Origin of the sequence: Azonexus caeni, assembly GCF_048146105.1 — a bacterium.
Taxonomy (GTDB): domain Bacteria; phylum Pseudomonadota; class Gammaproteobacteria; order Burkholderiales; family Rhodocyclaceae; genus Azonexus; species Azonexus aromaticus_B.
In genome coordinates this window covers 135,005-149,471 of sequence record NZ_JBKJAD010000006.1, presented here as the reverse complement: position 1 = coordinate 149,471, position 14,467 = coordinate 135,005, and the positions used below count along the sequence as shown (strand labels likewise).

Here is a 14,467-nt window from a genome sequence, read left to right as displayed (position 1 = left end):
GAAAGTAGGAAATGAAGGATATATACGTTGAGTTCAAGGGTAGCGACATCAAGGGGGATTCCCGCGATGCCCGACACAAGGATCAGGTTGAAGTTTCGACCTGGAGCCACACGATGCGCCAGCCGAAGTCGGCGACCGCCTCGGGTGCCGGCGGCCATACTGCCGAGCGCGTCGAGCACGGCGAAATGTTCTTCACCAAGAACATCGACGGTTCCAGCCCGAAGCTCTACCAGGCCTGCTCGTCCGGCCTCGTCGTCAACGACGTGGTGATCTACTTCTACCGCGCCTTCGGCGGTAAGAACACGACCGGCACCCCGTCGGGTACGCAGAACCGCCATCAGTACATGAAGATCGAACTGAAGAACGTGATCATCGCGTCCGTTTCGCCGTCGGTCGATAGCGAGGACATTCCGTCCGAAACCTTCTCGCTCAAGTATTCGGCGATCAAGTGGACCTACGACGAACTGAACATCGACGGCAACAAGTCCGGCAAGGTCAATATCCAGGGTGCCTGGAACCTCGCTACCAACACGCCGAGCCTGACCTGATCCCTGATTCGTGCACGAAATGGCGGAACTCGTTTCCGCCTTTTTTATGAACAAAGGTTTCGAGCCGTCCCTGTTTGACAAATTGTTCGACGACCGACCTGTCGCCGCGGCGCGGCGGCGGCTGTCGATCGAGCAGTTGAAGGACACTGTCGCTCGCGACCTCGAGTCGCTGCTCAATACCCGCAGCCTGATCGACGAAGCACAAGGCGCCGACTTTCCGCTGTCCAGTCGCTCGGTGGCGGCGTTTGGCATGGGCGATTTCGCCGGACTGAGCTTGGCCAGCGTCTATGACCGCAAGCGCATCTGCAGCGCCATTGAGCAGGCGATTTCCGCGCACGAACCGCGTCTGCGGGATGTCCGGGTGACTCTGGAGCTGCATCGCAAGACGATCAATGCGCTGTACTTTTCGATCACTGCCGTGCTGCAAGTGAAACCCGCGCAGGAGCCGGTCGCCTTCGATGCCCTGTTGCAACCGACCAGTCTGCAGTATTCGGTTCAACGTCAGAAGCCCCGCCCAGGAATGTAATTGGAAGACCTGCTTCCCTACTACGAACGAGAACTGGCATTTCTCCGCCAGCATTCCCGGCAGTTTGCCGAGCGTTATCCGAAGCTGGCGGCACAGTTGCTGCTGTCCGGAGAAGGCTGCGATGACCCGCACGTCGAACGGATGATCGAATCCTTTGCGCTGCTGACCGCGCGCGTCTCGAAAAAACTAGAGGACAGCTATCCGCAGTTTACCGAGGCCCTGTTGAATGTTCTCTATCCGCACTATCTGCGCCCCTTCCCGAGTTGTTCGATCGCCCATTTCGACGATACCGGCAACACCGATACGACAACCATCGTTCCCCGCCATACCGAACTGCATTCGCGGCCAATCCGCGGTGCCGTCTGCAAGTTCCGCACCGCTTGGGCGCTCAAGCTGGCGGCGGTCGACCTCGACCAGCTCGTCTTCAATCCGATTGCCAGCGCACCGAGCGACATTCGGCTGCCGGTTGGCAGCAACGCGCTTTTTTCCTTCTCGCTCGGCGTGCGCGGACACCATGGCGACGAGGGTTTCCAGCGCATCGGCAAGCTGCGTTTCTACATCGATGCTGAACCATCGGTCGCTTCGGCACTGCGCGACGCTCTGTTCCTGCGCACGCTGAAAGTCTATGCGGCCGGTGCCGACGAGCGCTGGCATGCCGTCGACCGGGGAATGATCGGCGAAGTCGGTTTCGCCGCCGACGAGGCGCTGATCGAGATGCCCGACACCGCACACGACGCCTATCGCTATCTCACCGAGTATTTCTGCTTTCCCGAGAAATTCAATTTTTTCGAACTCGATCTTGGCAAATTGCCAGCGCGCCTGCGCGGCGAGCGCAAGGTCCGCCTGCACGTCGTTTTCGGCAACCTGCGCGCGGACAGCGATGCCTCGCGCCTGATGCAGACGCTGACCACGAAGAACCTGCGCCTGGGCTGCGTGCCGGTGGTCAATCTGTTTCCCCAACGTGGCGATCCGATCCGCGTCAGCCATCGACTGTCGTCCTACCCGGTCGTTGCCGACGGGCGCCGCGCTTACGCCTACGAAGTCTATGCCATCGACTCGGTACGCCGTGTCCGGCAGACGCCGCAGGGTGAGGCCATCACCGAGTTCCGTCCCTTCTTTGCCCTGCGTCACGGCGAAACGCCGGAGCAGAACGGCTATTACTGGTATGCCCAACGTGATCCGATCGTCGCTGAAAGCAGCCCCGGCTACGAAACCTCGCTTGCCATCGTCGATGCCGATTTCGATCCGGTGCAGCCGAAGACCGATGTGCTCAGCCTACAGCTGACCTGTACCAACCGTGAATTGCCGACCATGATGTCGGTCGGCCTGCCTTCCGGCGACCTTTTCCTCGAAGGCGGTTCCGGCGTGCGCTCGATCCGCCTGCTGCGCAAGCCGAGCGCGCCGCACCGCTTCGACCACCGGCGCGACGGGCAGTGGCGGATCATTTCGCATCTGTCGCTCAACCAGTTGTCGCTCACCGGCAACGGGCTGAAAGCCCTGCAGGAAATGCTGGCGCTCTACGACCTGCCGCGCACGGCCGGCACCCGGCGGCAGATCGAAGGCGTGCTCGGCGTCGAACACCTGCAGCGTACCGTCTGGATGCCGGGCAAACCTTTCGCCTGCTTCATCCGCGGCCTGGAAATCCGCCTGACCATCGACGAATCAAGTTTCGCCGGCAGCGGTCTCGATGTCTTCACCCGCTGTGCCGACCGCTTCTTCGGGCTTTACGTCAGCCTCAACAGCTTCATTCAACTGGTTGTTGTTTCCAAACGAACCGGAGAGGAGTTGATCCGATGCGCACCCCGCAACGGCGAATCGATCCTGGGCTGATCGAGCAGACGCGCGAGGCGCCCGAGCGCTTCGAGTTCTTCCAGCTCGTGCGCCTGTACGAGATCGTCTTCGCCCGGCAAGGCGGTGATGCCGTCAGCGAGCGCATCCGTTTCCGCAACTCGCTGCGTCTCGGCTTTGCCCCCAGCCAGGTCGACGCGATGCAGAGTCATGAGCGCCTCGACGAGGACGGCAACGCGACCGGCGAACTGGAGCAGGTCGAGATCACGCCCAGCTTCATGGGCATGCTCGGCGTCAACGGCACCTTGCCCGTTCATTACACCGAGCAGGTCATCGACCACGAACGTTTCAAGCGCGATACCTCGGGGCGCGCTTTCCTAGACCTGTTCACCAACCGTGCCGTCGGCCATTTCTACCGCGCCTGGAAAAAATACCGCCTGCCCATCCAGTACGAAACCAATCGCCGCAACCGCTTCCTGCCGCTGATCCTGGCCCTCGGTGGGGTTGGCTTCGATGCCCTGCGCGACCGGCTGAACGACGCGCCGGGCGCCATCGAAGACGAATCGATCGCCTATTTCACCACCTTGCTGCGGCAGCGGCCGGTTTCCGGCGAAGCGATGGCGCGGGTGCTTGCCGCCTATTTCCGGACCCCGGTTCGTGTCGAACAGTTCGTTGGTCGCTGGTACGTCGTGCCGCGCGCTCAATGGACCACGCTTGGTGGCCAGAACTGCGCGCTGGGTGTCGATTCCCTGGTCGGCGAACGCGTCTGGCAGCGCAACCTGCGCATCCGCCTGCACATCGGGCCGATGGCGCACGAGCAGTACATGGGCTTCATGCCGCGCGGCGAACTCGCCCATGCCCTGGAAAAGCTGCTCGAGCTGGCCACCGGCGGCCAGTTCGAATACGAAATCCGTCCCATCCTGCGCGCCCCCGACGTCAGACCGGTCTCCCTGAGCAGCGGTCGCCTCGGCTACGACAGCTTCCTGATCAGCCGCCCCGAAACCCGCGACCGCAGCGATTGCCGCTACCTGACCCAGACCATTCATTAGCGATTTCCAGCGAAAGAAGCACCGATGAGCACCTCCCTGAAAACCCTGATCAGCAAACTCAACACCACCTGCCGCCAAGCCACCGAACGCGCTGCCGGCCTGTGCATGGCGCGCGGCAACTACGAAGTCGATTTCGAGCACCTGTTGCTGGCCCTGCTCGAACAGCAGGACAGCGACCTGACGGCGATCCTGCGCCGCTGCAAGATCAGCCCGAGCGGCCTGGAGCGCGAACTGCACGACGAGGTCGGCCGCTTCCGCAACGGCAACACGCGCACGCCGGTGTTTTCCACGCACATCATCAAGCTGTTCGAGCAAGCCTGGCTGATCGCCTCGCTCGACACCCGCCTGCCGCGCATCCGCTCCGGGCACCTGTTGCTGGCCTTGCTCACCGAACCTGAACTCGCCCAACTGGCGACCCGCGGCGCGCATCTGCTGGCCAAGGTCCGGCTCGACGAACTCAAGCACAAGTTCGACGAATTCACCGAAGGTTCCGCCGAAGCCGCCGAAGTGACCGGCCTGTCCGGCAAGCCGGCCGAGGAGGAGGGCGGCGACCCGTTGCAGGGCAGCGCGCCGCAGGCCGGCAAGACGCCGGCGCTTGACCAGTTCACCACCAACCTGACGCAGCGCGCGCGCGACGGCAAGGTCGACCCGGTGATCGGCCGCGACGCCGAAATCCGCCAGGCCATCGACATCCTGATGCGCCGCCGCCAGAACAACCCGATCCTCACCGGTGAAGCCGGCGTCGGCAAGACCGCCGTGGTCGAAGGCCTGGCCCTGCGCATCGCCGCCGGCGACGTGCCGCCGCCGCTTGCCGAGGTCGAACTGCACAGCCTCGACATGGGCCTGCTGCAGGCCGGCGCCAGCGTCAAGGGCGAGTTCGAGAACCGCCTGAAGAACGTCATCGACGAGGTCAAGAAAAGCCCGAAGCCGATCATCCTGTTCATCGACGAAGCCCACACCATGATCGGCGCCGGCGGCCAGTCCGGCCAGAACGACGCCGCCAACCTGCTCAAGCCGGCGCTGGCGCGCGGCGAACTGCGCACGGTGGCGGCCACCACCTGGGCCGAATACAAGAAGTACTTCGAGAAGGACGCGGCGCTCGCCCGCCGCTTCCAGGTGGTCAAGGTCGAAGAGCCGTCCGAACCGCTCGCCGCCGCCATGCTGCGCGGCATGGTGCCGTTGATGGAAAAGCACTTCGGCATCCGCGTCATGGACGAAGCCGTCACCGAAGCCGTCCGCCTCTCGCACCGCTACATCAGCGGCCGGCAACTGCCGGACAAGGCGATCGGCGTCCTCGATACCGCCTGCGCCAAGGTTGCCCTCGGTCAGAGCGCCAACCCGGCGCTGATCGACGAAACCGAGAAGCGCCTGCTGCGCGAGCGCGCCGAACTCGCCGCGCTCGAACGCGAAGCCGCCAGCGGCGCCTGGCACGACACGCGGATTGGCGAACTGAAGGCGCAGATTGCCGCGCTGGAAAGCGATCTGGCCATCCACCGCGCCCGCTTCGACGAGGAAAAGGCGCTTGTCGCCCGCATTCTCGAACTGCGCGCCGCGCTCGAAGCCGGCGAGCCGTCGCCCGCGGCCGACGCGGAAAAGGCCAGGAAACCCGCGCGCCGCAGCAAGAAGGCCGGTTCGCCGACCTCCGGCAATGCCGAACTCGACCAGGCGATGGCCCGCCTGCGCGAAGTGCAGGGCGAGACGCCGATGGTGCCGCTGCAGGTCGACGGCCATGTCGTGGCCGAAATCGTCGCCGCGTGGACGGGGATTCCGCTCGGCAAGATGGTCAAGGACGAGATCAAGACCGTGCTCAACCTGCAGCCGCTGCTGCAGGAACGGGTGATCGGCCAGGACCATGCGCTGGCGGCGATTGTGCAGCGGGTGCGCACGGCGCGGGCGAACCTGGAGGATCCGAACAAGCCCAAGGGCGTCTTCCTGTTCGTCGGGCCGTCCGGTGTCGGCAAGACCGAAACCGCGCTGGCGCTGGCCGACATCCTCTACGGCGGCGAACGGAAGCTGGTCACCATCAACATGAGCGAGTACCAGGAAGCGCACAGCGTCTCCGGCCTCAAGGGCTCGCCGCCGGGCTACGTCGGCTACGGCGAGGGCGGGGTGCTGACCGAGGCGGTGCGCCGCAACCCGTACAGCGTCGTGCTGCTCGACGAAGTCGAGAAGGCGCACCCGGACGTGCTCGAACTCTTCTTCCAGGTCTTCGACAAGGGCGTGCTCGACGACGCCGAAGGGCGCGAGATCGATTTCCGCAACACGCTGATCATCCTGACCAGCAACGTCGGCTCCAGCCAGATCATGCAGGCCTGCCTGAACAAGCCGGCGGAAGAACTGCCGGCTGCCGACGCGCTGGCCGATGCGCTGCGCCCGATCCTCTTCAAGTCGTTCAAGCCGGCCTTCCTCGGCCGCCTGAAGGTGGTGCCGTACTACCCGATTTCCGACGAGGTGCTGCTGCAGATCATCGAACTCAAGCTGCGCCGCATCCAGGCACGCATCGCCGCCAACCACAAGGCCGAGTTCAGCTGGGACGACAAGCTGGTCGAAGCAGTGCTGGCGCGCTGCACGGAAGTCGATTCCGGCGCCCGCAACGTCGATCACATCCTCAACGGCACGCTGCTGCCGGAGATTGCCGAAGCGGTGCTGACGCGCATGGCGGAAGGCACGGCGATCGGCCGTATCCGTGTCAGCGCGGCGAAGAACGGCAACTTCAAGTACAGCCTGGCGTCATGAACCGGCTCCTCGACCTGATCGGCGGCGCGGCGGGTTGGCGGCAAACCGACCGCCTGCTGACGCTGACCACCCCGGCCGGCCCCGACGCGCTGCTGGCCGAGATAGCGCACATCGACGAAGCGCTCGGCCCGGTCGCCGGCCATGCCGGCTTTCGCATCGACCTCACCGTGCTCACCGCCGACGCCCACCAGTCGCTGACCGCGCTGCAGGGGCAGCCGGCGCGCCTGGAACTGCAGACCGCGCTGTCGCGTACCGAACACCGGCCTTTCCACGGCCACATCAGCGGCGTCGAACGGCTCGGCGCCAACGGCGGTTTTGCCCGCTACCGGCTGCGCATCGAACCCTGGCTCGCCTTCCTCGACCACAACACCGACAACTACCTGTTCCAGGACAAAAGCGTCATCGAGATCGTCGATGAACTCCTCGGCGACTGGCACGGCCGCGGCAAGCTGGTGCCGGCCTGGCGCTGGGACCTGGCCGACGCGGCCGTCTACCCGAAGCGCGGGATGACCGTGCAGTACCAGGAAAGCGATCTCGCTTTCCTCAAACGCCTGCTGATCGAAGAAGGTCTGTTCTGCTGGTTCGAGCACGCCCAGGAAGAGGGCGAGACGCTCGGCAAGCACACGCTGGTCATCGCCGACCACAACGGCGCCTTCACCGACAACGCCCAGCCGCGCATCCGCTACACCCAGCCCGGCGCCACCTTGCCGGAAGACAGCGTGGACCGTTGGCTGGCGCGCGAGCGCATCGACACCGCGGAAAGCCTGAGCCAGAGCTGGGACTACCGCAGCCTCGCCGGCCGTCCGCAAAGCGCCTTGAGCGAGCGCGCCGCCGGCGCGCTGCCAGCCGCCGCCGCCTGGCACGACCCCGGCCAGTACGCCTGGCAAAGCCAGGCCGACGGCGAGCGCATGCTCGGCAATCTGCGCCAGGCGCTCGACGCCCGGCTCGCCCGGCAGAGCGCCGAAGGCAGCGTGCGCACGGCCATGCCCGGCAGCTTCTTCACCCTCGCCGATCATCCGGCCGGCGACGGCCGCTACCTGATCACCGCCGTCAGCCACCGCGCCCGCAACAACCTCAACGAGCGGGTGCCGCAACTCAGCGAACTGCTCGGCCCGGCGCCGGACGACACCCCGGACGACACCCCGGACTACTTCGCCAAGCCGGCCGACCTCTACCGCAACCGCCTCGAAACCGTCGCCGCCGACCAGCCCTGGCGGGCGCTGATCGCCGACGCCCACGGCCGCCACATCGCCCCGCGGCCGACCGGGCGCGGCATGCTGACCGGCGTCGTCGTCGGCCCCGGCGACCCCACGCACACCGACCGCGACCTGCGCGTGCGCGTCCAGTTTCCCTGGCAGCGCGGCAGCCAGGCCGGCGGCCGGCACAGCCACCCGACCGGCGCCGACAACGCCCCGGCCAGCGACGCGCTCGGCGTCTGGCTGCGCGTCGCCACCCCGGTCGCCGGCGCCAACTGGGGCGGCCACCTGACGCCGCGTCCCGGCCAGGAAGTCGTCGTCGCCTTCCAGAACGGCAACATCGACCGCCCGGTCATCGTCGGCACCGTCTACAACGGCCAGGGACAGGGCGACGCCCAGGGCAACCGGATCGCCGGCAGCACGCTCAACGCCAGCGCCAACGCGCCGACCTTCTTCGCCGGCGAACAAGCCGAACCGCACAGCCACGGCGCCAGCCTGTCCGGGCTCAAGACCCAGCAACTGGCCAACACGCGCGACGGGCAGGGCGGCTACAACCAGCTCGTCTTCGACGACACCCCGGGCCAGGCGCGCATCGAACTATCCACCACCGAATACCAGAGCCTCCTGCAACTCGGTCACCTGCGCGAACAGGACGACAACGCCCGCCTCAACCACCGCGGCCACGGCGCCGACCTCGCCACCCAGGCGAGCGCCGCGCTGCGCGCCGGCAGCGGCCTGCTGATCAGCGCCGACGCCCGGAACAACGCCAGCAGCAGCCACCTCGACAGCCGCGAACCGATCGCCCAGACGGAAAACGCGCTGAGCCTCTCGCGCAGCCTGGCCGAGGTCGCCGCCAAACAGAACGCCGCCCTCAAAGGCGACCCCGCCGCCGAGCAACTCCCGGCCCTCGACGCCCTCAAGCACAGCATCGAAGTCCTCGAAACCACCGACACCCGCGGCCCCGCCCAAGCCGCCGACGGCCCGATCAAGACCACGCGCGGCGGCGACGGCACCGTCCCGGCCTGGAGCGAACCGCGACTGCACTACGCCGCCCCGGCCGGCATCGCCCAGCTGACGCCGAACAACCACTTCCTGTTCGCTGGCAAGAACCTGTCGATCGCCAGCGGCCAGGACAGCAACCTGATCGCCCAGGGCAACCAGAGCATCGCCGTCAAGGACGGCATCGCCCTCTTCACCGTCGGCAAGGCCGGCAACCCCAAGAAGCCCAACCAGGAAACCGGCACCCATCTGCACGCCGCCAGCGGCAAGGTCAGCCTGCAAAGCCAGAGCGGGAAGACGATGGCCGCCGCCGACAAGAAAGTCACCTTCGCCAGCACCCACGCCAGCCTCATGGTCGGCGCCCCCAAACACGTCCTCGCCACCGCCCAGGGCGCCTACCTCAAGCTCGAAGGCAGCAACATCCAGCTCCACGCCCCGGGCAAGGTGGAATTCAAGGCCAGCAGCAAGAACTGGACAGGGCCGAAGAGCGATTCGAGTAGTTTGAGTTTGCCGAAGGCGGGGGAGGTGAAGGGATGCGCGCAAAAGCTAGTCAATGCGGCAGGTTCGGGTAGCGCCTTCGTGAAAGCTTGATTCATGATCAACCGGCAGCCTGATGAGCGGATTCTCAACGCCTTGCATTGCGAAATCTTCGGTGCCTCGGAGGAGAACTGGCCTGCGTTCCTCTTGATTGATCCTTCCTTGAGAGATCCTCTCGGAGAAAACTCTGACTTTGCCTCGTGCTGGAATGATGTCCCCAGGCAGCTAGTTCAGGTTCAGGGCTGGCCTGACGAGAAACGCCCCTATCTCTTGCCGCTGGCCGGGTGTTCTCCGCAAGACCAAGCTGTTGCACTGCGATTTGCTTATGAGGAAACGCTCGGCACATACGATGATGAGAGAGGACAACGAAGATCATTTTGTGCATGGTTGTTCCCCTACGACTTGAATATCAAGCGTTTGGGAAATCGTCTGGCTCAACGCGCCGTCGCATTCCCGCCGAACCATTCGACTAGCGTTGTTTTTCGCTATTGGGACCCGCGTTTGAGCGCAGATATTCCAAGAGTGCTGGGTCAGGAAACATGGCAGGCCCACCTCGGCTTGCTTGGATTGCGGCGCTGGATCAGTTTGCTACCGCGAAACAACGATGTTGCAATAGCTAATTTGCCTGAAACTCGCAGCGAAACGACGGGTGCCGCAGAAACGTTGGCCTGGCGCCTCGATGTAAAGCAATGGCGCGACCTGGAAATCCTGAGTATGCGCAATCGATTGATTCAATGTTCCGCTGCCTGGGACTTGAAAACACAACACGGTTCCGATGACCTCGAAGCCGTTGCCCGCCGTGCGTTTGAGCATGGCTTATCCGAAGAGTACGACATATTGCGATTTGCCTACTGCGCGTTGAACATCCATCCCGAGTTCGATAGCCACCCGGAGGTTGCGGAGGCTATCTCCTCAGTAGGGAAAACGGGGTTCGCAGAAATGGTGAGCGATTGGCCGGAAGACTTTATTGCTGAACTTGCATCAGGTCGCTGGCTTGATCATACGACCGCTGAAATACACACGAGTTGACCATGACGACACCCCCGAAAAAGAATGCGGACTGCAACCGTTGCAAACGCTCTGGCCTGGCGATTCTGCCTTTGATTTACTCGGTCGCCCCGAAAGAAAAAGACGTCCCCGTCGTAGGTGGAAATTTTGGTGGGAACGTGATTTCAGCAACGCTGACCGAAAGTAAATACACCTTGCGTCGCCCGGACCCCGGCTATATCTACCTGCTCTACCCCAACAAGCACTGGCGAGGCTACCACATTGATAGCGCTGGCTATCCGCGTTATTACCCTGATCTCCTCACGGAAGACATGCCGTCAGCGATACCGCTCGAATCAGAGGTACCTGCCTGTGAGCGACTGGGAAAAACACATACCGGGATCGAAGCGATCTGCATAGAGCCTTCGGGGACGGTGAAAGTGCCTGTATGGATCGCCTACAGTCGGCACAAATGGACGAAATCTGTACGCGATGCGCACGCCAAAGCGCCACAGAACCGGATGCAAGCCATCATGCTCGTCGATGGCGGCACGTTTAGTCATGCCGAAGAGGCCAGTGCGGAGGCCTTCAAAAAATGGGCGGTGGATTTCAACCCACAAGCAGTCAAGGCGTTTAACGAGATTCGCAGCAGCGCGACACCAATTCAGGACATCTCGGTACGCGCGGAATCCCTTGCCAAAGCCATGCTCGGCATGAGCGGGGCACTCGGCAAGCCGGGCTTGATCATGGCGCTGCACGACCCGATCGGGATCGCTGCTTCGCTCAACGACTATCGTAATCAACAAGTCGAAAAGGTACTGGCGCAGGACAAGAACACCACAGAACGGGACCAGGAAGATTTCACTGTCGTCACCGTCATTGAAAACCTACGCGACAATCTCACCAAGAACGAGGGGGACTGGCCGCGCCACGAAAAGCATCTGGACAGCGCCAAATACGATGCGGCGAAAAAGAAGCTGGAAGCGCACCTGAGTGAAGCCCAGCGCGTCGAAGCGATGTCTGCCGATTACGAAAAATGGATGAATGGCAAAGCAACGCAACTGGTTTTTGCCAGCGATTTTGAAAACAAGGATCTGGCTTGCCGCAGAGCGCTTGAAGACGGCTTTACGGTATGCGTTCAGGGCTCCGGTGTAACCAAAATCGAACGGGAAAAGATTTGGGAACCCTGGTTCAGCGATGAACAGAGCCTGCTCTGGAAAGCTGCAACCGCCAACGACAAGAACATCCTTGACGAGTTGAGCGCTGGGAAGATCGACAAGACCTACGATGCCGGCAAAGGCGCCATCGGCGCTTTCAAGGAAACCGAATGGTTCGCCCATCTGCACCAGGTCTGGGGAAAAATTAAGCAACAGCGTGCACAACTTGTTGAATACCGGCAGGCAACGCATACCCTGGCGCTGACGCTGGGCGGTCAACTCAGCTGGCTGCAGAAAAAGAACAACAAGCTCTACCTGCAGACGATGGCCCGTTTTGCCACCGTTCTGGTAACCCGTGACGACCTTCTGGTCGTACCGCAGAACGTCACCAGCAGCGCGCGAAACTTCGTGCGTTGGGCGCAAGAAGCCTTTCTCGGCAAACCGAATGTCGACGTGCCCATGGCCGCGGTCGGCGGAGCCAACAGCAGTCATGGCCGGCCACGCATCATCAAACCTGGCGAGATTCCCGATGAAGAAGTCCGGCGCGCCGCCAAAGCGCTCGATGATGTTCTGGTCGTTGATCTCTCGGGCAACAATGGCATGCTCGGCTTCACCACCTGGGTGGCTAGCAAGCTTGAGCCCGGCAAACCCATGCCGGACACCCTCGATGACTTGTTCAAGCGCCTGAAGCTTGATCGGCAGCAATTCGTGCTGCCCGAGAAGTTCAAGTTCAACCCGCTGTCCGAACATGCTCGCGGCTTGAAAACAGCCCGCTTCGTCGACAAGCCGCTGTCAGCCATCAGTGGCATCTTCGCCATGACTTCGTTCATATCCGCCAGCAATGCCTTGACCGACGAGTTGAAGAAAGGGAAGAGCGCGGATGAGGAAAAGCAACTCGCAGCGATGGCGGGAATGGCAACCGCCGTCACGTCGGCAATTGCGGCAACGCTCGAATTCAAGGCAGCCAATTTGATGATTGCGCAAAAGGGGGCAACGACATTTGGGGTGCGGGTGCTGGGTGGTGTGGCGGCTGGGTTGGGAGCAGCGGTAACAGCGACTGATGCTTATTTTGCTTGGAGAAATGCGAGCAAATTGTCTTCAGAAGGGGATGATGATGCGGCGATGAGTGCATTTAAGGGAGCGAAGGCAGGAACCGCAGGGGCAATTTCCGGCGCAGTTGTCGCGTGGATGATTTTTGTCGGCACAGGCGGTATTGCCCTAGCCATCGCGATTGGTGCTACGGTCATCACTGTTGGTGCCAGTGTGATTTTTGGCATACAGGCCGACGATAAAACCGACACCGAACTCGAAAAATGGCTCAACCGCTGCCGTTTCGGCACGCATTCGCGTCCCGACTGCAAAGCCCCGTTCTCCAATCTCGAGGAAGAAATGACGGTCCTGCGCCAGGCCATCTATGCCGTCCAAATCGTAACGCGTACCTGGGCCGAATCCGCGACGCTTCGCAACTACCTGACCCTGGGGGTACCGTTCTATGCTACCGATAGCGAACTGGAAATCCAGTGGTGGGGAACAAGTCCCGACGGTCAGCCCAGACAGATCGAGCAGGCGATATTCTCCAAGGGGGCGCTCAAAGCGGCTTCGGTCAGGCAACCGCAGGCCGTGGTCGGCGGTGAACTGACCCCAACGCAGAAAGGCAAAGCATTGGCGGTAGAAGGCGAACTCCTCGTTCGCCGGCCACCGTTGAATCTGCAACGCAATCCACAAGGCACGGGTTGGGTAATACAAGTGGGTAGCGTTTTGCGGGATGTCAGTACGGTTCCATATTTCACCGAGATCGTCGTCAAGGTTCGCTACAAACCCGACACCAAAACCTGGCCGGAACTCGTCGTGGAGGCCCAGACATGATCAAGTGGCTCAAGCTCTTGTACACGTTCAAGCTGCCTGCGAACTATTTCAGGATTGATGGGAGTGTCAAGGCAGAACCGAGTAGCCGGGGAACGCAGGTATTGCGGCTGGATGAGAATGCAGCGCTGATCGATACCCGGCAACAGGCGCATCCGATGGTGGCGGGTATGGCGCCATGGATTATCGCGGGTATTTTTTTCATGTGTTACTTCTTGGTCACGGGGATAAATGATCTTTTGTTCCCTCGCCCCACTAACGAACCCCCAGCTAGTTTGGTATCTCATATAGTAGATTGGGTGATGCTCGCAATGTTCTTTTACGTCCTTGCAACCGCCTGCTGGCTGGTCCACATGCTCATCATCCAACCCTCACCCTCCCCACTCCTCCTCGACCGCAAGGCACGCAAGGTTTACGGTTCCTACCGGGGGAAACTGGTCGAAATGGACTGGAACCGGGTCAAGCCGGCGATTACGCGTGGCGCCATGGCGAATCGGGGTGGGGTGATGACGCTCTACAACTTCAGTCTTGCCCAGTTCGCCGCAGGGCAGGAGCCGAGCAACAAGACGGTCGAATGCGGCATTCTGTTGAGTTCGGCCAATATCGGTATGGAACCCTGTGTGGCCTTGTGGGAGTTCATCCGCATCTACATGGATGAAGCGCCGGAGAAGTTGCCTGCCACCGAAGTGTCGCCCGAGACCAGCGACTGGACGCAAAAATGGCTGGAGCGTGGCCCCTATGGCAGCATTTACCTCGGGCAGCCGATCATCACGCTATTGCGTGAGAACAATGGCGTGCCACGCTTTGATTTCTGGATTTCCGTCGCCGTCTGGTTCATGGCCCCCGGCATGTTCTTCTCGCTCTACGACACCTGGCTGCGACCGCAAATCCGCCTCAAGCCAGAATGGATTCCAGCGCTGCCCACAGACAGCAATCCCTACGCCATCACCCTAGCGGACGACAGCGACCGCCCCTTGCGGGAAAAGGGCGCTCGGCTCGTCATACTCTGGACCGTAGCGCTTATGGTCAGCGGCTGCGCTAGCTGGTGGTGGGTCATTTCGGCTTTGGTCAGTGCATGAGG

Annotated in this window: 9 protein-coding genes; all 9 read left to right on the top strand. The window is 62.4% G+C overall.

Features of this window, described 5'->3' with window-relative positions; all coding sequences use genetic code 11:
• Positions 1-11: 11 nt before the first annotated feature.
• Genes ACLIIZ_RS09070 through ACLIIZ_RS09030 form a run of 9 tightly spaced genes read left to right on the top strand, consistent with a single transcriptional unit; the run spans position 12 to position 14,465 of the window.
• On the top strand, positions 12-548 hold the full coding sequence (locus ACLIIZ_RS09070; protein ID WP_416691768.1) for an Hcp family type VI secretion system effector: 537 nt from the start codon (positions 12-14) through the stop codon (positions 546-548).
• A gap of 19 nt (positions 549-567) precedes the next feature.
• The gene (tssE, locus tag ACLIIZ_RS09065; RefSeq protein WP_416691767.1) at positions 568-1,074 is read left to right on the top strand and encodes a type VI secretion system baseplate subunit TssE; all 507 of its coding nucleotides are present in this window, start codon (positions 568-570) and stop codon (positions 1,072-1,074) included.
• Positions 1,075-2,904 (top strand): type VI secretion system baseplate subunit TssF, encoded by a 1,830-nt coding sequence (tssF, locus tag ACLIIZ_RS09060; protein WP_416691766.1) that lies wholly within the window; start codon positions 1,075-1,077, stop codon positions 2,902-2,904.
• Complete coding sequence (gene tssG, locus ACLIIZ_RS09055; RefSeq protein ID WP_416691765.1) at positions 2,868-3,911, top strand: type VI secretion system baseplate subunit TssG; 1,044 nt, start codon at positions 2,868-2,870, stop codon at positions 3,909-3,911. Before tssF ends, tssG begins: the two co-directional genes overlap by 37 nt.
• Before the next feature lie 24 nt (positions 3,912-3,935).
• Entirely contained in the window at positions 3,936-6,647 is a 2,712-nt protein-coding gene (gene tssH / locus ACLIIZ_RS09050) for a type VI secretion system ATPase TssH (protein ID WP_416691764.1), read from the top strand.
• On the top strand, positions 6,644-9,433 hold the full coding sequence (locus ACLIIZ_RS09045; RefSeq protein WP_416691763.1) for a type VI secretion system Vgr family protein: 2,790 nt from the start codon (positions 6,644-6,646) through the stop codon (positions 9,431-9,433). Before tssH ends, ACLIIZ_RS09045 begins: the two co-directional genes overlap by 4 nt.
• Before the next feature lie 3 nt (positions 9,434-9,436).
• Entirely contained in the window at positions 9,437-10,408 is a 972-nt protein-coding gene (locus ACLIIZ_RS09040) for a hypothetical protein (RefSeq protein WP_416691762.1), read from the top strand.
• A 2-nt stretch (positions 10,409-10,410) separates the two neighbouring features.
• Positions 10,411-13,389: a toxin VasX gene (locus ACLIIZ_RS09035; protein WP_416691761.1), complete on the top strand. Its 2,979-nt coding sequence runs from the start codon at positions 10,411-10,413 to the stop codon at positions 13,387-13,389.
• Positions 13,386-14,465, top strand: a complete 1,080-nt coding sequence (locus ACLIIZ_RS09030) for a DUF6708 domain-containing protein (RefSeq protein WP_416691760.1) — start codon at positions 13,386-13,388, stop codon at positions 14,463-14,465. The genes ACLIIZ_RS09035 and ACLIIZ_RS09030 overlap by 4 nt, the downstream gene beginning before the upstream one ends.
• Positions 14,466-14,467 lie beyond the last annotated feature (2 nt).